We start from the raw sequence: 19,956 nt of genomic DNA, 5'->3' as shown, positions 1-19,956 counted from the left end.
AGACGGGGCGCTGCGCCCGGACGCGCTATCGTGTGCCTCGGGACGGCGCGGGAGAAGGCTACGGGATGAGTACCTACGCACTGGACGCGGTGTTCCGGCCGCGGTCGCTGGCGCTGGTCGGCGCCAGCCCGCGCGAGCGCTCGGTCGGCGGTGCCATCCTGCGCAACCTGCGCGAGGCGGGTTTTGCGGGGCCATTGGGAGTGGTCAACCCGCGCTATCCGCGGATCGAGGGCGTGGCAGCCGTGGCCAGGCTGGCCGACCTGGGATTCGTCCCGGAGTTGGTGGTGGTGTCCTCGCCCGCCGCCACGGTGCCGCGGGTGATTGCCGACGCCGCCGCGCTGGGCGTGCGGGCAGCCATCATCGTGACCGCCGGCCTGGGGCGCGGCCCCGGCTCTTTGCTGGAGCAGACCGAGGCCGCGGCGCGCGCGCACGGCCTGCGCATCGTCGGTCCCAATTGCCTGGGCGTGATGGCACCGCATGCGCGCCTCAACGCCAGCTTCGCCGCGGGCGCGCCGCTGGCCGGCGACCTGGCGCTGGTGTCGCAGTCCGGCGCGATCGCCTCGGGGCTGGTGGAATGGGGGAAGGCGCGCGGCGTCGGGTTCTCGGCGGTCGTGTCGCTGGGCGATGCGGTCGACGTCGACGGCGGCGACCTGCTCGACTGGTTCGCACAGGATCCGAAGACCCGCGCGATCCTGCTCTACATCGAATCCATCCAGGACGCGCGCAAATTCATGTCGGCCGCGCGCGCCGCCGCGCGCGCCAAACCCGTCGTGGTGGTCAAGTCTGGCCGGCATGCGCAGGGTGCGAAGGCGGCGGCCACGCATACCGGCGCACTGGCCGGTTCCGATGCTGTCTACGACGCGGCGTTCCGCCGCGCCGGCCTGCTGCGGGTGATGGCGCTGGACGAGCTGTTTGCCGCGGCGGAAACGCTGGGCCACCTGCGCAGCGCGCCCGGACGGCGGCTGGCCATCCTCACCAACGGCGGCGGCATCGGCGTACTGGCGGTCGACCGGCTGATGGACATGGGCGGCACGTTGGCGACCATCGACGATCCCACCCGCGAACGGCTGGAGGCGCTGCTGCCGCCGTCGTGGTCGCGCGCCAACCCCATCGACGTGATTGGCGACGCCGACGCAGCACGCTATGCGGCCTCGCTGGAGGCGCTGTTGGCCAGCCCGGAGAACGATGCGGTGCTGGCGATGCACGTGCCCACCGCGCTGTCGTCGTCGCACGACACCGCGGCTGCGGTGGCCGGCGTGCTGGCGGGGCGGCCGCGCGCGTCCAGCGGCAAGCCGGTGCTGGGGGTCTGGGTCGGTGCCGGCGACGATGCCGTGGCGCGGCTGGACGCCGCCGGCGTTCCGACCTATGCCAGCGAAGCGGACGCCGTGCGCGGCTACATGTACCTGGTGCGCCATCACGAAGCGCAGCGGGCGCTGATGGAAACGCCGCCCAGCCTGCCGGAGGATTTCGAGGTGGACATCGCCGCGGCGCGCGCGGTGGTGGAGGGCGCGCTGGCCCAGGGCCGGCACTGGCTGGACCCGCTGGAGGTCGCCGCGCTGCTGCGCGCCTATGCGATCCCGGCCATGCCGGTCGCGCTGGCCACCGACTCCACCCGGGCCGAGGAGGTGGCGGCGCCGCTGCTGGCCGCCGGCACGCCGGTCGCATTGAAGATCCTGTCGCCGGACATCATCCACAAGTCGGACGTGGACGGCGTGCGCCTGAACCTGGCCAGCGGCGCCGCCGTGCGCGAAGCCGCCGACGCGATCCTGGCGCGCGCACGGGCGCTGCGGCCGGAGGCGCGCATCGATGGCGTGACCGTGCAGCCGATGGTGCTCAAGCCGAAGGCGCGCGAACTGATCGTCGGCCTGGCCGACGATCCCACCTTCGGCCCGGTGGTGGTGTTCGGCCGCGGTGGCACCGCGGTGGAAGTCATCGACGACAAGGCGCTGGCCTTGCCGCCGCTGGACCTGCGGCTGGCCCACGAGCTGATCGCGCGTACCCGGGTCTCGCGCATCCTGAAGGCCTACCGCGACGTACCCGCCGCGGACGAACGCGCGGTTGCGCTGGTGCTGGTGAAGCTCGCCCAGCTGGCGGCCGACATCCCGCAGGTGCGCGAGCTGGACATCAACCCGCTGCTGGCCGACCGCGACGGGGTGATGGCGGTGGATGCGCGGGTGGCCATTGCCCCCGCCGACGACAGCCCGAACCGCGGGCCGTGGCATTCGCGGATGGTGATCCGCCCGTATCCGTCGGAATGGGAGCGCGAGGTCGACCTGGCCCACGACGAGCGCATGTTCGTGCGTCCGGTGCGGCCCGAGGACGAAGCGCTGTTCCGCGAATTCTTCGGCCGGATCAGCGACGAGGACCTGCGCCTGCGGTTCTTCTCCACCGTGCGCCACTTCAGCCACGAGTTCATCGCCCGCCTGACCCAGCTCGACTACGCGCGGGCGATCGCGCTGGTGGCGCTGGGCACCGACACCGGCCAACTGCTGGGCGTGGTGCACCTGCTGGCCGACGCCAACTTCGAGAAGGGCGAGTACAGCATCCTGGTGCGCTCCGACCTGAAAGGCTACGGCATCGGCTGGCAGCTGATGCGGATGATGGTCGAGTACGCCCGCAGCGTCGGCCTGAAGACGGTGGAAGGGCAGGTGCTGCGCGAGAACGCGACCATGCTGCGGATGTGCCGGCAGCTGGGTTTCCGGGTCAGCGTGGACCCGGACGACATGATGCTGATGGACGTGGCGCTGGACGTGGCCAGCGCCCAGGTCTGAGGCGGGCTAGTGGAGCAGGCGGCCGAGGATGCTGGCGCCGGAGATCCACACCCCCACCGCGCTGCCGATGTTGCTCAGCAGGAACACCAGCACCACCCGGCACACCCGGTTGCGGTACCAGCCCGCCAGCGTCTGCGCATCGTCGCGCAGGGCGAGGAAGTCGGGGTAGGCCGGCTTGCGCAGATGCACTTCCGCCAGTGCGCTGAACATGCCTGGGGGCAGGCCGGGGCGGAAGGGCTTCAGCGGTGCGGCGATGGCGGCGGCCAGGACGCTCAGCACGTGCCCGCGCGCCAGCAGCGCGCCCAGCGCCGCCAGCCCGCCGGTCCACGCCACCCATTGCAACAGCAGGTCGCGGCCCAGGTCGCGGCCACCGTGGAAATAGCCCCATGCGATGCCGCCGCAGATCAGCACCATCAGGGTGAGGGTGATCCATGGGATGTTGCGCTTCTGCCGGACCTGCAGCAGCTCCGCGGTCAGCGCCTGCGGGGCGCGCTGCTCTTCGGCGAGGTACTTCGCCATGCCCTTGAGGTGGCCCGCCCCGACCACGGCGAGGACGTGCTTCGCGCCGTCGTCGCGTTCTCGCAGCTTCGCCGCCATGTAGCGGTCGCGCTCGTCGATCAGGGTGGCGTACAGCGTCGGCGTTTCCCGGGCGAACTCGCCGAAGCTGGACTCCAACATGTCGCCTTCCTTCAACCGCTCGATGTCGGCTTCGGACACATCCTCGCGGTCGAACAGGCCGCCGGCCACGCTGCCGATCAGCTTGGCGCGGTCCCACCAGCTCAGGCCCTGCAGGATGCGACGGAAGGTGATGCCGACGTCGCGGTCGATCAGCTGCATCGACAGTCCGCGCGCCACCGCCTCGGTCGCCGCAGCCTTCAGCTCCGCGCCGGGCTCGATGCCCAGCTGCTCGGCCAGCCGGCGCTGGTAGGCGGCCAGCGCGAGGTTGGCGGCGAACGGCGCCACCTTCTTCTCGCGGATGACCTTCACCAGGTCCAGCTGCGCCAGCGCGTCGGGCTGGGTCAGCGCCTTGTGGCGCTGTTCGTCCAGCTCCACCGCCACCGCATCGAAGCGGCCGCTGTCGATGGCGGCGTTGACCGCCTCGATGCTGGCCTTGGACACGTGCGCGGTGCCCAGCAGGGTGTAGTGGACGCCGTCGCGCTCGATTTCGATGACGGGCTGGCCGGCGTAGCCGACGGCATCGTGCACGGGGGCCTCAGTCACGGTAGCGCTTGACCAGATCGCCGTAGGCGTCGATGCGGCGGTCGCGCAGGAACGGCCAGATGCGGCGCACGTGTTCGCTGCGCTGCATGTCCACCTCGGCCAGTAGCAGGGTGGGCGAGGTGCCTGCTTCGGCGATGAATTCGCCCTGCGGCCCCAGCACGTGGCTGTTGCCCCAGAAATCGATCCCCGAAGCGCCCAGCGGCGAAGGCTCGTGGCCGACGCGGTTGCACGACAGCACCGGCAGCCCGTTGGCGACGGCGTGGCCGCGGTGGCTCAGCACCCAGGCATCGCGCTGGCGGGTCTTCTCGTCATGCGCATCGTCCGGGTCCCAGCCGATCGCGGTGGGATACAGCAGCAGCTCGGCGCCGGCCAGCGCCATCAGCCGCGCGCCTTCCGGATACCACTGGTCCCAGCACACCAGCACGCCGAGGCGGCCGACGCTGGTGTCGATGGGATTGAAACCGAGGTCGCCCGGGGTGAAGTAGAACTTCTCGTAGAAGCCCGGGTCGTCCGGGATGTGCATCTTGCGGTACCTGCCCGCGGTGCTGCCGTCGGCGTCGAACACTACCGCGGTGTTGTGGTACAGCCCGGTGGCGCGCTTCTCGAACAGCGAGCTGACCAGCACCACGCCGTGCTGTTTCGCCAGCGCCGACAGGCGTGCGGTGGAAGGGCCGGGGATGGGTTCGGCCAGGTCGAATTCGCAGACCGCTTCGTGCTGGCAGAAGTAAGCACCGTTGTGCAGTTCCTGCAGCAGGACGAGTTTCGCGCCGGACTTCGCCGCCTCGGCCACGCGAGATTCGATGACCGCGAGGTTGGCCTCGGCGTCGCCATGGTTGCGCTCCTGCACGAGCGCGACGGGAAGCTTGCTGTACCTGGACATCAGACCAGACCCTCCGGCAATTGCATGGTGATGCAGTGCAGGCTGCCGTTCTGCCAGATCAGCGGGCGGCAGGGCACCTGCACGATCTCGCGGCCGGGGAACGCCTGCGCCAGCACCGCCGCGGCCGCATTGTCGGCGACGTCGCCGTAAGCCGGCATCAACACCGCACCGTTGACGATCAGGAAGTTGGCGTAGCTCGCCGCCAGCCGGCGGCCGTCGTCGATCACGGGCCGGGCCCACGGCAACGGGAACAGCCGGTACGGCTTGCCGTCGCGGGTGCGCAGCGCGGCGATCTCGTCGGCCATCGCCTTGAGGTCGGCGTAGTGCGCATCGGTGCTGTCGTCGCAGGCCTGGAACACGATGGCGTCGCCGGGCGCGAAGCGGGCGAGGGTGTCGATGTGGGCGTCGGTATCGTCGCCCTCCAGTGCGCCGTGGTCCAGCCACAGCACGCGGTCCTGCTGCAGCCACTTCGCGAGCTGCGCGGACAGCTGCTCGCGGGTCGCGTCGGGATGGCGCTCGTGCAGGCAGCGCCAGGTGGTCAGCAGGGTGCCGGCGCCATCGGTCTCGATGCCGCCGCCTTCCAGCGCGAAATCGATGCGCTGGCGCGCGGCATCGCCGAACACCCCTTGCGCGGACAGGCGCTCCACCAGCAGGTCGTCAAGGCCGGCTTCGAACTTGCCGCCCCAGGCGGTGAAGCGGAAGTCCAGCAGGCGCAGGCCCGGGCCATCGCGCAGCGTGATCGGCCCGGAGTCGCGCAGCCAGGTGTCGTCGTAGGCCACGGTGACGAAGCGGACGCGGGCCATGTCGACCCGGTTCGAGCGCAGGCGCATCTCCGCGTAGGTCTCGATGTCGTCGTCGGCCACGCAGATCAGCACCGGCTGGAAGCGGGTGATGGCCTGGACCAGGGCGATGTAGCTCTCTTCGACCTCGCCGAGGCGGTCGGCCCAGTCGGTGCCGGCGTGCGGCCACGCGATCAGGATCGCCGATTGGGGTTCCCACTCGGCGGGGAAGCGCACGGAATTTTCGGTCATGGGGTCTGCGTGGAAGTCCGGCGCCGGGGCGCGGGATGGAGGGGGATTGCGTCAGCGGGCGGCCGGCTTGGGGCCGATCTCGTCCGCGCCGGCCTTGTTGGCCACCGCGTCGATCACCCGGCCCTGTTCGAAATAGACGGTGAAGGCGGGGTAGACCCAGCGGTCGATCGCCGGCCATGCGCGCTTCTGGCCGCCGCGGCGGTCCAGCCGCTCGGCCGGGGCGCCGTACCGGGCTTCCACGTCGGCCATGCGCAAGCCGCGCGCGGGCAGGTTGCCGGGCTCTTCCTGCACGCGCTGGATCAGCAGGGTGTCGCCGGCACTGGCGGTGCCCGAAACGGCGACGCAGAAGGCGAGGAGGAGGCTGCGGATCGTGCGGTCCATGGCGGGACTCCCGGGAAGTGGAGACGGGATTCTATCGCCGATACGCAAAAGGCCGCCTTGCGGCGGCCTTCGCGGAGTCGGAACCGCGCGCAAGGCGCGGCGCCTTCACGCCGGTCTCAGCGCTGGCGCGCCTTGAAACGCGGGTTGGACTTGCAGATCACGAAGACCTTGCCACGACGGCGAACCACCTTGCAGTCGCGGTGACGGGCCTTCGCCGACTTCAGGGAGGACAGGACCTTCATGATGAAACCTCGGCAAATGGAATGGAATGAAACGAAGCCGCGCATTCTAACGGGTATTCGGCTTCCTTTTCAACAGGTTGGGATGTTTCCTTCGCGCACCCTGCGGTGCCGGCGGCTTGGTTCCATAATGCCGGCCATGAATTCCTCCGTCCCCGTTCTCACGATCGATGGCCCGTCCGGCTCCGGCAAGGGCACCATCAGCCGCCTCGTGGCCACCCGGCTCGGCTGGCACTACCTTGATTCCGGCGCGCTGTACCGCGCCGTGGGAATCGCCGCGGGCTGGTCGGACATCGACCTCTCCGACGCTTCCGCGCTGGTGCGCTGCACCTTCGACACCGAGGTCGGCTTCCGCGATGCCGGCGACGGCGAGCCGCGGGTGATCGTCAACGGGGTCGACGCCACCCTGGAGCTGCGCACCGAAACGGCGGGCGCCGCCGCCTCCGCCATCGCCGCCATCCCCGAGGTCCGCTCGGCGCTGAAGGAGCGCCAGCGCGCGTTCCGGCAACCGCCGGGGCTGGTGGCCGATGGCCGCGACATGGGGACGGTGATCTTCCCCGACGCCGCCCACAAGGTGTTTTTGACCGCCAGCGCCGAGGAACGCGCGGAGAGGCGCTATAAGCAGTTGAAAGACAAAGGGGTTTCGGTCACAATCGACGGTCTGCTGCGCGAGATCCTCGCCCGCGATGCCCGCGATGCCAGTCGCGCGGTGGCGCCGCTGCGTCCGGCAACCGATGCCGTCCTCATCGACACCACCGGCCTGCCCATCGATGCGGTGGTCGCCCGGGTATTGGACGTCGTCATCCGCCCCACGGCCTGACGGCGCCGGCTCCAGCGTTGCAGATACAGTTCCGCGGGCACCTGCGTGCCTGCGGTTTTCCTCCGTCCACACATGGCCAAGCGCCTCCTGCGCGAACGCCAACCAACCCAAGGTGGGCCGCCCCGTTGCTGTGGGCCGCCTGTGTATCCACCCGAGATTTTTCATGAACTCCGTAGCTACCGAATCCTTCGCCGAACTGTTCGAAGCCAGCCAGGCCAATTGGGCCAAGATCAAGCCCGGCGCCATCGTCAAGGGCATCGTGGTCGACGTCCGCAACGACGTCGTGGTCATCAATGCCGGCCTGAAGTCCGAGGGCATCGTCCCGATCGAACAGTTCCGCAACGACGCCGGCGAGATCGACGTCGGCATCGGCGATGAAGTCAAGGTCGCCCTCGACTCGCTCGAGAATGGTTTTGGCGAAACCGTGCTGTCGCGCGAGAAGGCCAAGCGCGCGATGGTGTGGGACGAGCTGGAAGAAGCGCTCGAGGCGAACGCCACCATCGTCGGCCGCATCAGCGGCAAGGTGAAGGGCGGCTTCACCGTCGACATCAAGGACGTCCGCGCCTTCCTGCCGGGCTCGCTGGTCGACGTGCGCCCGGTCCGCGACCCGGTCTACCTGGAAGGCAAGGAGCTGGAGTTCAAGCTCATCAAGCTCGACCGCAAGCGCAACAACGTGGTCGTCTCCCGCCGCGCGGTGGTCGAGACCGAGCATTCGGAAGAGCGCGAGCAGCTGCTGGAGAAGCTGGTCGAGGGCGCCGTGCTGAAGGGCGTGGTCAAGAACCTGACCGATTACGGCGCGTTCGTGGACCTCGGCGGCATCGACGGCCTGCTGCACATCACCGACATGGCCTGGAAGCGCGTGCGTCATCCGTCCGAGGTGGTGGAAGTCGGCCAGGAGCTGGACGTCCGCGTGCTCAAGTACGACCGCGAGCGCAACCGCGTGTCGCTGGGCCTGAAGCAGCTGGGCGAGGATCCGTGGGACAACATCGCCCGCCGCTACCCGGCCAACTGCCGCGTGTTCGGCAAGGTCTCCAACGTCACCGATTACGGCGCGTTCGTCGAGATCGAGCCGGGCGTCGAAGGCCTGGTGCACGTCTCCGAAATGGACTGGACCAACAAGAACGTCAACCCGGCCAAGGTGGTGCAGGTCGGCGACGAACTCGAGGTCATGGTGCTGGACGTGGACGAGGAGCGTCGCCGCATCTCGCTGGGCATCAAGCAGGTCACCAGCAATCCGTGGGAAACCTTCGCCGCCATCCACAAGAAGGGCGACAAGGTGTCCGGCCAGATCAAGTCGATCACCGACTTCGGCATCTTCATCGGCCTGGACGGCGGCATCGACGGCCTGATCCACCTGTCCGACATCAGCTGGAACTCCACCGGCGAAGACATCGCGCGCAACTACAAGAAGGGCGACACGCTCGAGGCAGTGGTGCTGGCGGTGGACCCGGAGCGCGAGCGCATCTCGCTGGGCGTCAAGCAGATGGAACAGGACCCGCTGGGCCAGTTCATGGCGGCCAATCCGAAGGGCACCAAGGTCAAGGGCACCGTCAAGGAAGTCGACGCCAAGGGCGCGGTCATCGACCTGGGCGAGGGCGTGGAAGGCTACGTGTCCGTGCGCGACATCAGCCACGAGCGCACCGAAGACGCCAGCCAGGCGCTGAAGGTCGGCCAGGAAGTCGAGGCCAAGTTCGTTGGCATGGACCGCAAGGGCCGCAGCCTGCAGCTGTCGATCAAGGACAAGGACGCCGCCGAGACCGCCGAAGCGCTGGCCGAGTACAACAAGGCCCACGCGGACGCCGCCAGCGGCACCACCAAGCTGGGCGCGCTGCTGCGCGAGCAGTTGAACAGCAAGGCCGACTGATCCATCCGGCCGGTTGACATGCGGCGGCCCGGCTTCGGCCGGGCCGCCGTTTTCTCGGCGTCCGAACCATCTTTGCAAATGACCAAGTCCGAACTCATCGAACTGCTCGCACGCCGCCAGCCGCACCTGAAAGCCGACGACGTCGACATGGCGGTGAAGACGCTGCTGCAGATGATGGGTGGGGCGCTGGCCGCCGGAGAGCGGATCGAGATCCGCGGATTCGGCAGTTTTTCGTTGCATTACCGGCCGCCACGCACCGGCCGCAATCCGAAGACCGGCGATGCCGTCGCCCTGCCGGGCAAGCATGTGCCGCACTTCAAGCCGGGCAAGGAACTGCGCGAGCGGGTCACCGGCGTGTTGCCGCTGCCTGTCCAGGACTGACGCGGTACGGGACGCGGATCAGCGGTCCAGTCCGTTAAGCTTGCGGGGTTGCCGCAACCGGATTCCAGACCGTGGCGTCATTCGTTCGATTTGTTGCCGCCGTTGCCTGCCTGCTGGCAGGCGGAGTCGTCGGCGCACTCAATCCCCAGCAGATCGCGCTGGACCTCGGCTTCGCCACGCTGCACACCAGCCTGGGGCTGGGCGTCCTGGTGGCAATCCTGCTGGGCGTGGTGGCAGGCGGGCTGCTGGTGGCGGTCGGCGTGGTGGCGCCGTTGCGCCAGCGCTTGCGCCGCGAGGAAGTCGCGCGCCTGCCGGCAACGCAATCAGGGAGCTGATCGTGGATTTTCTCAACCAGTGGATGTGGTTCGTCATCTTCGTGCCGCTGGCCGCGCTGCTGGGCTGGGTGGTCGGCCGCCGTGGCGGCGAGCAGCACAGCGGCAACCAGGTCAGCAAACTGTCGACCACCTATTTCCGCGGCCTGAACTACCTGCTCAACGAGCAGCCGGACAAGGCGATCGAACTGTTCCTGCACGTCGCGGAACTGGACCGGGATACTTTCGAAACGCAGGTCGCGCTGGGTCACCTGTTCCGCAGGCGTGGCGAGGTCGACCGGGCGATCCGCCTGCACCAGGCGCTCGCACAGCGGCCTGACCTGAGCGACCTGCAGAAGATCCAGGCGCTGTCGGCGCTGGGCGAGGATTACATGCGCGCCGGGCTGCTGGACCGGGCCGAGACCGTGTTCAACGACCTTGCCCAGCTCGACCAGCGGGCGCCGCAGGCGCTCAGGCACCTGATCGGCATCTACCAGTCCGAGCGCGACTGGGAAAAAGCGATCGGCAATGCGACCCGTTTCGAAGAGGTTTCGGGCGAGCCGATGGGCAGGCTGATCGGGCAGTTCGAATGCGAGCTGGCCGATCGCCATCGCGCGAACGGCGAGATCGAGGCGGCGCGCGCGGCGCTGGCGCGTGCCTACGCCGCCGATCCGACCTCGGTGCGCGCAGGGATCGCCGAGGGCCGCATCGAGGCGGAGGCCGGCAATCCGCAGGGCGCGATCCGTGCGCTGGAGCGGGCCGCGCGGCATGATCCGGAGTACCTGCCGGTGATCCTGCCAATGTTGCTGGAGAACTACACCCGGGCAGGCGACAGGACCGGCGCGCGCGCCTTCCTGAGCGAGATGTGCGAGCACTACCGGGGGATCGCGCCGGTGCTGGCGCTGACCCGCATGGTCGAGGCGGAGGAGGGCGTGAGCGCCGCCCGCCGCTTCCTGGCCGAGCAGCTCAAGGACCGGCCCTCGGTGCGCGGCGAGGCTGCACTGATCGACCTCAGCCTCGCCGACCGGGCTGATGCCGAGGCGACCCTGCAGGACCTCAAGCTGGTGACCGACCAACTGCTGGTGCGCAACCCCAGCTATCGCTGCAACCGCTGTGGTTTCGGCGCGCGCAGCCACCACTGGCAGTGCCCCAGTTGCAAGGAGTGGGGGACGGTCAAGCCGCTGCTGAACTATGCGGTGGTCTGAGCCGGCGCTGCTGTCCGCCGCGGCTTTCGCGGTTTCCTGTTGCGCCACCGCCTGGGCGCGCGCGCATGCGCGTCGCCGCGGCCTGGTTGACCTGCCCGGCGAACGCCGCAGCCACGACCTGCCCACGCCGCGCGGCGGCGGGATCGGCATCGCCGTGGCGGCGCTGGGCGCTGCCGTCTGGCTGGCCTGGGTCAATGACGGCGGATGGGCGTGGGTGGCGCTTGGCCTGATGCTGGTCGCCGGCGCCGGCTGGTGGGATGACCATCGTCCGTTGCCGGCCTGGCCGCGTCTGCTTGCGCACGCCGCGGCCGGCGCCTGTCTGGCTGCGGGTACGCTGCACGCGGGGGCGCCGATGGGCGCGGCGCTGGTCGCGCTGCTCCTGGTGCCGGTGCTGGTGAACGTCTGGAACTTCATCGATGGCATCGATGGCCTGGCCACCAGTCAGGCGCTGCTGGCGGCGCTGGCGCTCGGCTGGGCGCTGGACGGCGCGGGCCGGCTGCTGGCGTTGGCCGTGGCCGCCGCTTGCGCCGGTTTCCTGCCGTTCAACTTCCCGAAGGCGCGGATCTTCCTCGGCGATGTCGGCAGCGGGGCGCTGGGCTATCTGCTGGCGGCGCTGGTCGTCATCGGGCTTTCCAGCCGCCCCCTCGCCGCCTGGCCGGTCCTGCTGCTGCCTTTGTCCATCTGCCTGGTCGATGCGGGGTTGACCCTGGCCCGCCGGGTGGCCCGTCGGGAACCGTGGTGGCAGCCGCACGTACAGCATCTTTACCAGCGCCTTGCGCGCCACCTCGGCCATCCGCGGGTTACGCTTGGCTATGCGGGATGGACGGCGCTGGCGATCGGGATCATGCTAGGGCTCCTCCGGGTACCGGCAGACCGGGCCTGGGTCGGCGCCGCAGCTTTTTTCGGACTGTCGATGGCCGCATGGCTCCGCCTGCAACGCAGGCTAGGAAACGGAAGCGAAGGAATCGTTTGATGAGCGCATGGAAGGATCGCCTCAGGCACCGGCTGCCGCGCATGGCGGTGGTGGGGCACGATCTTGCGATGGTGTGGATCTGCTGGCAGGGGCTGCACTATCTGCGCTACGCGCTGCAGCCGACGCCGCTCGATCTTGCGCCGTTTTCCAACACCGTTGTCATCGTGCTGGTCGCCCAGGGCCTGGTGTCCTGGCGGGTGGGGTTATACAGGGGGCTCTGGCGTTTCGCCAGCGTTCCTGACCTGCTCAATATCTTCAAGGCCAGCTTGCTTGGGCTGCTTGCGGTGGTTGTGGGGCTGTTCTTCTACAGCAGGCTGGACCTGGTTTCGCGCGCCGCGCTGCTGCTGTATCCATTCGTGCTGACGGTGCTGTTGGGCGCGCCGCGGCTTATTTTCAGGGCTTGGAAAGACCACAGTCTGCAGCAGGCCGTCGAGGGCGCGGAGCGGGTGCTGATCCTCGGCGCGGGCCAGGCTGGCGAAGCGCTGGTGCGCGATCTGCGCAGGCTGGGGCAGTACGACCCGATCGGTTTCCTCGACGATGCGGCATCGCTGCGCGGCACCCGCTTGCAGGGCTTGCCGGTGCTGGGCCGGATTCCAGAGGTGGCGCGGATCGCCCGCGAAACCGGGGCGCAGCTGCTGGTGGTCGCAATGCCCTCGGTGGATGCCACGGTGATGCGGCGGGTGATCGCGCTGTGCGAGGAGAGCCATCTGCCTTTCCGCACGGTGCCCCGGCTCGCCGATGTCATGCAAGGCCGCTCACTGCCGGGACAGCTGAAGGAAGTGGCGATCGAAGACCTGCTAGGCCGGCAGGCGCGAAGCCCCGACTGGAAGGCGATCCGCGGTTGGCTGGGCGGGCGTTCGGTGCTGGTGACGGGAGCGGGCGGATCGATCGGCTCGGAGCTGTGCCGCCAGTGCGCCCGCCACGGCGCAAAGCGCATCGCGTTGGTCGAGATCGACGAGCTGGCGCTGATGACCATCGCTGCGGAATTGCGTCGCGACTTCCCGGGCATCGATTGCGTGCCCGTGCTGGGCGACTGCGGCGACGAGGCGGTCATCCGCCATGCGCTGAAGCTGGTGGAACCCGAGTCCGTCTTCCATGCCGCCGCCTACAAGCAGGTACCGCTGCTGCAGGGCCAGCTGCGCGAAGCGGTACGCAACAACGCGCTGGCCACGCACGTAGTGGCCATGGCCAGCCGCGAGGCCGGGGTCGGCACGTTCGTGCTGGTATCCACCGACAAGGCGGTGGACCCGGTGAACGTGCTGGGCGCCACCAAGCGCCTGGCGGAAATGGCCTGCCAGTCCTTGGTGGATGCCCGCTCCACCCGCATGGTGACGGTGCGCTTCGGCAACGTGCTGGACTCTGCGGGCAGCGTGGTGCCGCTGTTCCGCGAACAGATCCGCCGCGGCGGCCCGGTGACGGTCACCGATCCCGACGTGACGCGCTACTTCATGACCATCCCGGAGGCCTGCCTGCTGATCCTGCAGGCCGCGTCGATTGGTGCCCAGCAGGCGGTGTACACGCTGGACATGGGCGAGCCGGTGCCGATCAGGGTGCTGGCCGAGCAGATGATCCGCCTGGCCGGGAAGCAGCCGGGCAAGGACGTGGCGATCGAGTACATCGGTCTGCGTCCCGGCGAGCGACTGCACGAGACGCTATTCCATGCCGACGAGCGTTACAGCAGCACCATCTATCCCGAGATCCTGCAGGCCGAGCCGCGCGCGGTGATGCCGGAGCGGGTGGCGCAGGCGCTTGAGCGACTGTGGGCGAGCGTGCGCAGCTACGACCTCGAGGCGCTGGCGCATGCGCTCCGCGACGCGGTACCGGAATTCAGCCCGGTCGAAGATGCGTCCGGCCCCCGGCCTGCCACCGTGGTGGTATTTCCCGGCCGTCGCGCGAAGGCGCGGTAACACGCGCCCTGTAGAATCAGGGGATGCCAAATCCGAATGCAATGCGGCGCATCCGCAAGGCGGTGTTTCCGGTCGCTGGCCTGGGGACCCGGTTCCTTCCCGCCACCAAGACCGTTCCCAAGGAGATGCTGCCGATCGTGGACCGGCCGCTGATCCAGTACGCCGTCGACGAGGCCATCGCCGCCGGTTGCGATACCCTCATTTTTGTCACCAACCGCTACAAGCACGCGGTGGCCGACTATTTCGACAAGGCGTACGAGCTGGAGCAGAAGCTGGAAAAGTCCGGAAAGCAGGATCAGCTGGCGCTGATCCGCAACGTGCTCCCCGACGGCGTGCGGGCGGTGTTCGTGACCCAGGCCGAGGCGCTGGGGCTGGGCCACGCGGTGCTGTGCGCCCGGCCGGTGGTCGGCGATGAGCCCTTTGCGGTGCTCCTGCCGGACGATCTGATCTGGAGCAAGGGCGATCCCGCGCTCAAACAGATGGCCGACCACGCCCAAGTCAGCGGCGGGAGCGCTGTGGCGGTGCAGGACGTGCCGCGCGAACAGACCGGCAGCTACGGCATCGTGGCCACCGACGCCTTCGACGGCCAGAGCGGCCGCATCTGCGAGATCGTGGAGAAGCCCAGCCCGGAGCAGGCGCCCAGCAACCTTGCCGTGGTCGGGCGTTACATCCTCACCCCAGCCATCTTCGACCTGCTGGAAACCACCCAGAAGGGCGCAGGCGGCGAGATCCAGCTGACTGACGCGATCGCCGCGCTGCTGGAGGCGGAGCGCGTGGATGCGTTCCGCTTCCGCGGCACGCGTTTCGACTGCGGTACCCATATCGGGCTGATCGAGGCCACCATCCGCTACGCGCTGGACAACGAGAAACTCAGCGACGCCGCGCGCGAGCTGATGCAGAACGCACTGGGCGAAATGGGCGTGGTCGAAACCTGATGCCGGCACGGCCAGTTCCGGGTTGATGCGAAAACGGCGCCTTCCGGCGCCGTTCTTTGGTTTCCTGACTGCGGTCAGAGCGCCTCGAAAATCCCCGCCGCGCCCATGCCAGTGCCGATGCACATCGTCACCATGCCGTACTTCTGCTGGCGGCGACGCAGGCCATGGACAATCGTGGCGGTGCGTACCGCGCCGGTCGCGCCCAGCGGATGGCCCAGCGCGATCGCGCCGCCCAGCGGATTGACCTTGGCCGGGTCCAGCCCGCAGTCGTTGATCACCGCCAGCGACTGCGCGGCGAAAGCCTCGTTGAGTTCGATCCAGTCCAGCTGGTCCTGGTTCAGGCCCGCCTGCTTGAGCGCCTTCGGGATCGCCGCGATCGGGCCGATGCCCATCACCTCCGGACGCACGCCGGCCACGCTGAAGCTGACGAAGCGCGCCAGCGGGGTCAGGCCGTAGTCCTTGATCGCCTGCGCCGACGCCAGCAGCACCGCGCCGGCGCCGTCGCTCATTTGCGAGGAATTGCCGGCGGTCACGCTGCCGCCGAACTGGCCGTTGCGGAACACCGGGCGCAACTTCGCCAGTCCTTCCAGTGAGGTGTCCGGGCGCGGGCCCTCATCGTGCTCGGCCAGCTTGTTGCGGGTCAGGATGCGGCTGCCATCGGCCAGGTCCGGCTGGTGGCTGACGATCTCGTAGGGGCTGATCTCGTGCCTGAACTCGCCGGCCGCCTGCGCCGCCAGCGCCTTCTGGTGCGAGGCCAGCGCGAAGGCGTCCTGCGCCTCGCGCGAGATCTTCCACTCCTCGGCCACCTTCTCGGCGGTGATGCCCATGCCGTAGGCGATGTTGACGTGGTCGTTGTCGAACACCGACGGCGCCATCGCCACCTTGTGGCCCATCATCGGCACCATGCTCATCGACTCGGTGCCGCCGGCCAGCATCAGGTCGGCATGGCCCAGCCGGATCTGGTCCGCAGCCAGCGCCACGGCCTGCAGGCCGGAGGAGCAGAAGCGGTTGATGGTCTGCGCGGCGATGGTGTTGGGCAGGCCGGCCAGCAGCACGCCGATGCGCGCCACGTTCATGCCTTGCTCGCCTTCCGGCATGGCGCAGCCGATGATGGCGTCGTCGATGCGGTTGACGTCGATGCCCGGCGCCTGCGCCACCACGCTGCGCAGCACGTGCGCCAGCATGTCGTCGGGTCGGGTGTTGCGGAACATGCCCTTGGGCGCCTTGCCGACCGGGGTGCGGGTGGCGGCGACGATGTAGGCGTCCTGGATCTGCTTGCTCATTCGAATGACTCCGGAAATTTGGTTTTCCCTTCTCCCCGGCGTCGCGGGGAGGAGGTGCCGAATGCGGGCGAGGGGCTCAATTCCGCAGCGGCTTGCCGGTCTTCAGCATGTGGCCGATGCGGGCCTGGGTCTTCTCCTGCTGGGCCAGCTCGACGAAGTGCTGGCGCTCCAGCTTGAGCAGCCATTCCTCGTCCACCAGCGCGCCGCGGTCGACCTTGCCGCCGCACAGCACGGTGGCGATGCGTTCGGCGATCTCGTAGTCGTAGGGGCTGACGAAGCGGCCCTCCAGCATGTTGACCAGCAGCATCTTGAAGGTGGCGATGCCGACGTCGCCGGCCACCTGGATGCGCCGCGCCGGCAGCGGCGGGCGGTAGCCGCCCTCGGCCAGTCCGCGCGCCTCCGCCCTGGCGATGTGCAGCAGTTCGAAGGCGTTGAAGGCGACCTTGTCGCCGGCGCGCAGCAGGCCCAGTTCCTTGGCGTTGACGGCGGAGTTCGACACCTTGGCCATCGCCACGGTCTCGAAGATCTTCTTCAGCTCGGCGAACACGTCGCCGCCGGGTCCGGCGGCATCCGAGGCGCGCACCGCGAACTCCTTCAGCCCGCCGCCCGCCGGCAGCAGGCCGACGCCGGCTTCGACCAGGCCGATGTAGCTCTCCAGATGCGCCACGGTCCTGGCGCTGTGCATCTGGAACTCGCAGCCGCCGCCCAGCGCAAGCCCGCGCACCGCGGCCACCACCGGCACCAGCGAATACTTGATGCGCTGGCTGGTGGCCTGGAAGTTGGCCACCATCGCTTCGAACTCGGCCAGCTTGCCGGCCTGCAGGGCGCCCAGCGCGCCGGCCAGGTCGGCGCCGGCGGAGAACGGCTCCTTCGGCTGCCAGATCACCATACCGGCGAAATCCCGCTCGGCGCGCGACACCGCTTCCTGCAGGCCATCCAGCACCGCGTCGGAGACGGTGTGCATCTTGGTCTTGAAGCTGACCACGGCCACGTCGTCGCCGTCGTGCCACATGCGCAGGCCGTCGTTCTCGAACACGGTGGTGCCGGGCGCGAACTTCTCGCCCAGCAGCGGATCCGGGAAGCGCTGGCGCTGGTAGACGGGCAGGGCGGAGCGCGGCTGCATCGCATTGCGCGAGGGGCTGTAGCTGCCTTCCGCCGCGTGCACGCCGCTGCGGCCATCGAGCACCCACGCCGGCAGCGCGGCAGTGCTCATGCTCTTGCCGGCGGCGATGTCATCGACGATCCATGCCGCCACCTGCTGCCAGTCGGCCGACTGCCAGGTTTCGAACGGCCCCTGCGCCCAACCGTAGCCCCAGCGGATGGCCAGGTCGACGTCGCGCGCGGTATTGGCGATATCGGCCAGGTGGTAGGCGCTGTAATGGAACAGGTCGCGGAAGCAGGCCCACAGGAACTGCGCCTGCGGATGCTCGCTGGCGCGCAGCCGGGCGAACTTCTCCACCGGGTTCTTCAGCTTGAGGATCTCCACCACCTCCGGCGCCGCCGAGCGGTCTGCGGGGCGGTAGTCCTGCTTTTCCAGATCGAGGACGACGATGTCCTTGCCGACCTTGCGGAAGATGCCGGCGCCGGTCTTCTGGCCCAGCGCGCCCTTGCCGATCAGCGCGGACAGCCACGCCGGCGACTGGAAGAAGCCGTGCCACGGGTCGTTGGGCAGGGTGTCGGCCATGGTCTTGATGACGTGGGCCATTGTGTCCAGGCCGACCACGTCCGAGGTGCGATAGGTAGCCGACTTCGGCCGGCCCAGCAGCGGACCGGTGAGGGCGTCCACCTCGTCGAAGCCGAGCTTGAACGCGGCGGTGTGGTGGATCACCGACAGGATCGAGAACACGCCGATGCGGTTGCCGATGAAGTTCGGGGTGTCCTTGGCGTACACCACGCCCTTGCCGAGCTGGGTGACCAGGAACGTCTCCAGGCCTTCCAGCACGGCGGCGTCGGTGGTGCTGGCCGGGATCAGCTCGGCCAGGTGCATGTAGCGCGGCGGGTTGAAGAAGTGCACGCCGCAGAAGCGGTGGCGCATTTCCTCCGGCAGCACCGAGGCCAACGCATTGATGCCCAGGCCGGACGTGTTGGAGGCCAGCACGGCGTGCGCCGGCACGAACGGCGCGATCTTCCGGTACAGGTCCTGCTTCCAGTCCATCCGTTCGGCGATCGCCTCGATGATCAGGTCGCAGTCCTTGAGCTGGTCCAGGCCGCTGTCGTAGTTGGCGGGCGCGATCGCCTCGGCCAAGGCCTTGCTGGCCAGCGGGGCGGGGCTGAGTTTGCCGAGGTTGGCAATGGCCTTCAGCACCACGCCGTCGGGGTGACCTTCCTTGGCGGCGAGGTCGAACAGCACGGTGTCGACGCCTGCATTGGTGAGGTGGGCGGCGATCTGCGCACCCATCACGCCCGCGCCCAGGACCGCGGCACGACGTACGAGCAGTTTGTGAGACATAGTTCCTATCTCCTTGAAAATTCAGGTGGCGTCGGCGTGGAAGCCGGCCGAGGCGAAACGGATCAGGGCCTTGGCGGCGCGCTGGCGATGAGTGGATTCGGAAACGCCGGGCGGGCGCTTGATCAGGCCGAAGTCGGCCATGGCGTAAGTCAGGGCGCCGGACAGGAAGTCCAGTCGCCAGTACAGGTCTTCCTTGCCCAACGCAGGCACGCAGGGACCAATGGCCTTGGCGAACTCGCGCAGCACGTGGCCGTACTGGTCGGACAGGAACTTGCGCAGGCTGTCGTTGCTCTCGGCGTAGGCGCGGGCGATCACCCGGATGAAGGCGCCGCCGCCATGGCGGTCCTGGGCCATCGCCAGCGCGGGCTCCACGAACGCCGCCAGGATCGGCTCAAGCTCGCCAGGGGCGGCGGCCGCCGCCTTGGCCAGTGCTTCGAGGCGCTGGGCGCTCATCACGTCCATGCGCCGGCGGAACACCTCGTGGACCAGGTTGTCCTTGCTGCCGAAGTGGTAGTTGACCGCCGCGATATTGACGTCCGCGCGGCTGGTGACCTGGCGCAGGGAGGTCGAAGCGAAGCCCTGCTGGGCGAACAGCTCTTCCGCCGCGTAGAGGATGCGGTCCTTGGTCGAGAAGTGCTGGAGCCCCATGCGATGCCCTCGAGTCAAACGCTTGTTTGAGCCTACGCCGTACGCTGGCGTACGTCAATCGCCCGCGCGGTCGCGGGGTCGGCGCAAAACGGGCGCGTAAATCGCCGGCCGATCAGGTAGAATTCCCCGCAGCCATATCGGCCAAACCCGCGCCAGTACGCGGGTTTTTCTGTTATCCTCGGGCGATTCCGGCATGGACGCCCGCCAACCGGAGAGCTTTCCCATGGCGCTGGAGCGCACCCTTTCGATCATCAAGCCCGATGCCGTCGCCAAGAACGTCATCGGCGAAATCTATTCCCGCTTCGAAAAGGCAGGCCTGAAGGTCGTTGCCGCGAAGATGAAGCAGCTGTCCAAGGCCGAGGCCGAAGGCTTCTACGCGGTCCACCGCGAACGTCCGTTCTTCGGCGCGCTGGTCGAGTTCATGATCTCCGGCCCGGTGATGGTGCAGGTGCTGGAAGGCGAGGGTGCGGTGCTGAAGAACCGCGACCTGATGGGCGCCACCAACCCGAAGGAAGCGGCCGCCGGCACCATCCGCGCCGACTTCGCCGACAGCATCGACGCCAACGCCGTGCACGGTTCGGATTCGCTGGAGAACGCCGCGATCGAGATCGCCTATTTCTTCCCGGCGACCGACGTCTACGCGCGCTGAGCGAACGC

18 protein-coding genes are annotated in these 19,956 nt (G+C 68.8%); 10 read left to right on the top strand and 8 right to left on the bottom strand.

The features are described from left to right. Nucleotides 1-65: 65 nt before the first annotated feature. Entirely contained in the window at nt 66-2,771 is a 2,706-nt protein-coding gene (locus SPK54_RS00945; RefSeq protein WP_330946069.1) for a bifunctional acetate--CoA ligase family protein/GNAT family N-acetyltransferase, read from the top strand. 6 nt (nt 2,772-2,777) lie between these two features. Here SPK54_RS00945 and SPK54_RS00940 read toward each other — a convergent pair whose 3' ends face one another. The 5 genes from SPK54_RS00940 to ykgO all read right to left on the bottom strand — a co-directional run bounded on the left by SPK54_RS00940 (nt 2,778) and on the right by ykgO (nt 6,526). Then, nucleotides 2,778-3,992 carry a TraB/GumN family protein gene (locus SPK54_RS00940; RefSeq protein WP_330946068.1) on the bottom strand — a complete coding sequence of 405 codons (1,215 nt, stop codon included), beginning with the start codon at nt 3,990-3,992 and terminating at the stop codon, nt 2,778-2,780. Beyond that, complete coding sequence (locus SPK54_RS00935) at nt 3,985-4,872, bottom strand: carbon-nitrogen hydrolase (RefSeq protein ID WP_330946067.1); 888 nt, start codon at nt 4,870-4,872, stop codon at nt 3,985-3,987. Before SPK54_RS00935 ends, SPK54_RS00940 begins: the two co-directional genes overlap by 8 nt. Further along, a complete protein-coding gene (locus SPK54_RS00930; RefSeq protein ID WP_330946066.1) occupies nt 4,872-5,903 on the bottom strand; it encodes an agmatine deiminase family protein in 1,032 nt (343 codons plus the stop codon). Before SPK54_RS00930 ends, SPK54_RS00935 begins: the two co-directional genes overlap by 1 nt. A gap of 51 nt (nt 5,904-5,954) precedes the next feature. Next, complete coding sequence (locus SPK54_RS00925; RefSeq protein WP_330946065.1) at nt 5,955-6,284, bottom strand: hypothetical protein; 330 nt, start codon at nt 6,282-6,284, stop codon at nt 5,955-5,957. A 116-nt stretch (nt 6,285-6,400) separates the two neighbouring features. After that, nucleotides 6,401-6,526, bottom strand: a complete 126-nt coding sequence (gene ykgO, locus SPK54_RS00920; protein ID WP_010342887.1) for a type B 50S ribosomal protein L36 — start codon at nt 6,524-6,526, stop codon at nt 6,401-6,403. 136 nt (nt 6,527-6,662) lie between these two features. Between ykgO and cmk the strand changes: the two genes are divergently transcribed. The 8 genes from cmk (at nt 6,663) to galU (ending at nt 14,919) form a co-directional block, all read left to right on the top strand. Continuing rightward, entirely contained in the window at nt 6,663-7,343 is a 681-nt protein-coding gene (gene cmk / locus SPK54_RS00915; RefSeq protein ID WP_330946064.1) for a (d)CMP kinase, read from the top strand. A 163-nt stretch (nt 7,344-7,506) separates the two neighbouring features. After that, a complete protein-coding gene (gene rpsA, locus SPK54_RS00910; protein WP_330946063.1) occupies nt 7,507-9,207 on the top strand; it encodes a 30S ribosomal protein S1 in 1,701 nt (566 codons plus the stop codon). Nucleotides 9,208-9,285: 78 nt separating this feature from the next. Then, on the top strand, nt 9,286-9,588 hold the full coding sequence (locus tag SPK54_RS00905) for an integration host factor subunit beta (RefSeq protein ID WP_330946204.1): 303 nt from the start codon (nt 9,286-9,288) through the stop codon (nt 9,586-9,588). A gap of 71 nt (nt 9,589-9,659) precedes the next feature. Then, nucleotides 9,660-9,923, top strand: a complete 264-nt coding sequence (locus SPK54_RS00900; protein WP_330946062.1) for a LapA family protein — start codon at nt 9,660-9,662, stop codon at nt 9,921-9,923. Nucleotides 9,924-9,925: 2 nt separating this feature from the next. Continuing rightward, nucleotides 9,926-11,104, top strand: a complete 1,179-nt coding sequence (gene lapB / locus SPK54_RS00895; protein WP_330946061.1) for a lipopolysaccharide assembly protein LapB — start codon at nt 9,926-9,928, stop codon at nt 11,102-11,104. 154 nt (nt 11,105-11,258) lie between these two features. Then, nucleotides 11,259-12,077, top strand: coding sequence for a hypothetical protein (locus SPK54_RS00890; RefSeq protein WP_330946060.1), 819 nt, complete (start codon nt 11,259-11,261; stop codon nt 12,075-12,077). Then, nucleotides 12,077-13,984: a nucleoside-diphosphate sugar epimerase/dehydratase gene (locus SPK54_RS00885; protein ID WP_330946059.1), complete on the top strand. Its 1,908-nt coding sequence runs from the start codon at nt 12,077-12,079 to the stop codon at nt 13,982-13,984. Before SPK54_RS00890 ends, SPK54_RS00885 begins: the two co-directional genes overlap by 1 nt. A 41-nt stretch (nt 13,985-14,025) precedes the next feature. Next, nucleotides 14,026-14,919, top strand: a complete 894-nt coding sequence (gene galU, locus SPK54_RS00880; RefSeq protein ID WP_330946058.1) for a UTP--glucose-1-phosphate uridylyltransferase GalU — start codon at nt 14,026-14,028, stop codon at nt 14,917-14,919. Between the two features lie 74 nt (nt 14,920-14,993). Here galU and SPK54_RS00875 read toward each other — a convergent pair whose 3' ends face one another. From SPK54_RS00875 to SPK54_RS00865, 3 genes are all read right to left on the bottom strand, one after another. Next, nucleotides 14,994-16,202 (bottom strand): acetyl-CoA C-acyltransferase, encoded by a 1,209-nt coding sequence (locus SPK54_RS00875; protein ID WP_330946057.1) that lies wholly within the window; start codon nt 16,200-16,202, stop codon nt 14,994-14,996. 76 nt (nt 16,203-16,278) lie between these two features. Next, a complete protein-coding gene (locus tag SPK54_RS00870; RefSeq protein WP_330946056.1) occupies nt 16,279-18,651 on the bottom strand; it encodes a 3-hydroxyacyl-CoA dehydrogenase/enoyl-CoA hydratase family protein in 2,373 nt (790 codons plus the stop codon). Nucleotides 18,652-18,672: 21 nt separating this feature from the next. Further along, nucleotides 18,673-19,299: a TetR/AcrR family transcriptional regulator gene (locus SPK54_RS00865; protein ID WP_330946055.1), complete on the bottom strand. Its 627-nt coding sequence runs from the start codon at nt 19,297-19,299 to the stop codon at nt 18,673-18,675. Nucleotides 19,300-19,522: 223 nt separating this feature from the next. Here SPK54_RS00865 and ndk point away from each other — a divergent pair, with 223 nt between their 5' ends. Continuing rightward, nucleotides 19,523-19,948 (top strand): nucleoside-diphosphate kinase, encoded by a 426-nt coding sequence (gene ndk / locus SPK54_RS00860; RefSeq protein WP_330946054.1) that lies wholly within the window; start codon nt 19,523-19,525, stop codon nt 19,946-19,948. Nucleotides 19,949-19,956 lie beyond the last annotated feature (8 nt).

Origin of the sequence: Thermomonas sp. LB-4 (genome assembly GCF_036409385.1) — a bacterium.
Taxonomy (GTDB): domain Bacteria; phylum Pseudomonadota; class Gammaproteobacteria; order Xanthomonadales; family Xanthomonadaceae; genus Thermomonas.
This window is presented reverse-complemented; position numbering and strand designations above follow the sequence as displayed.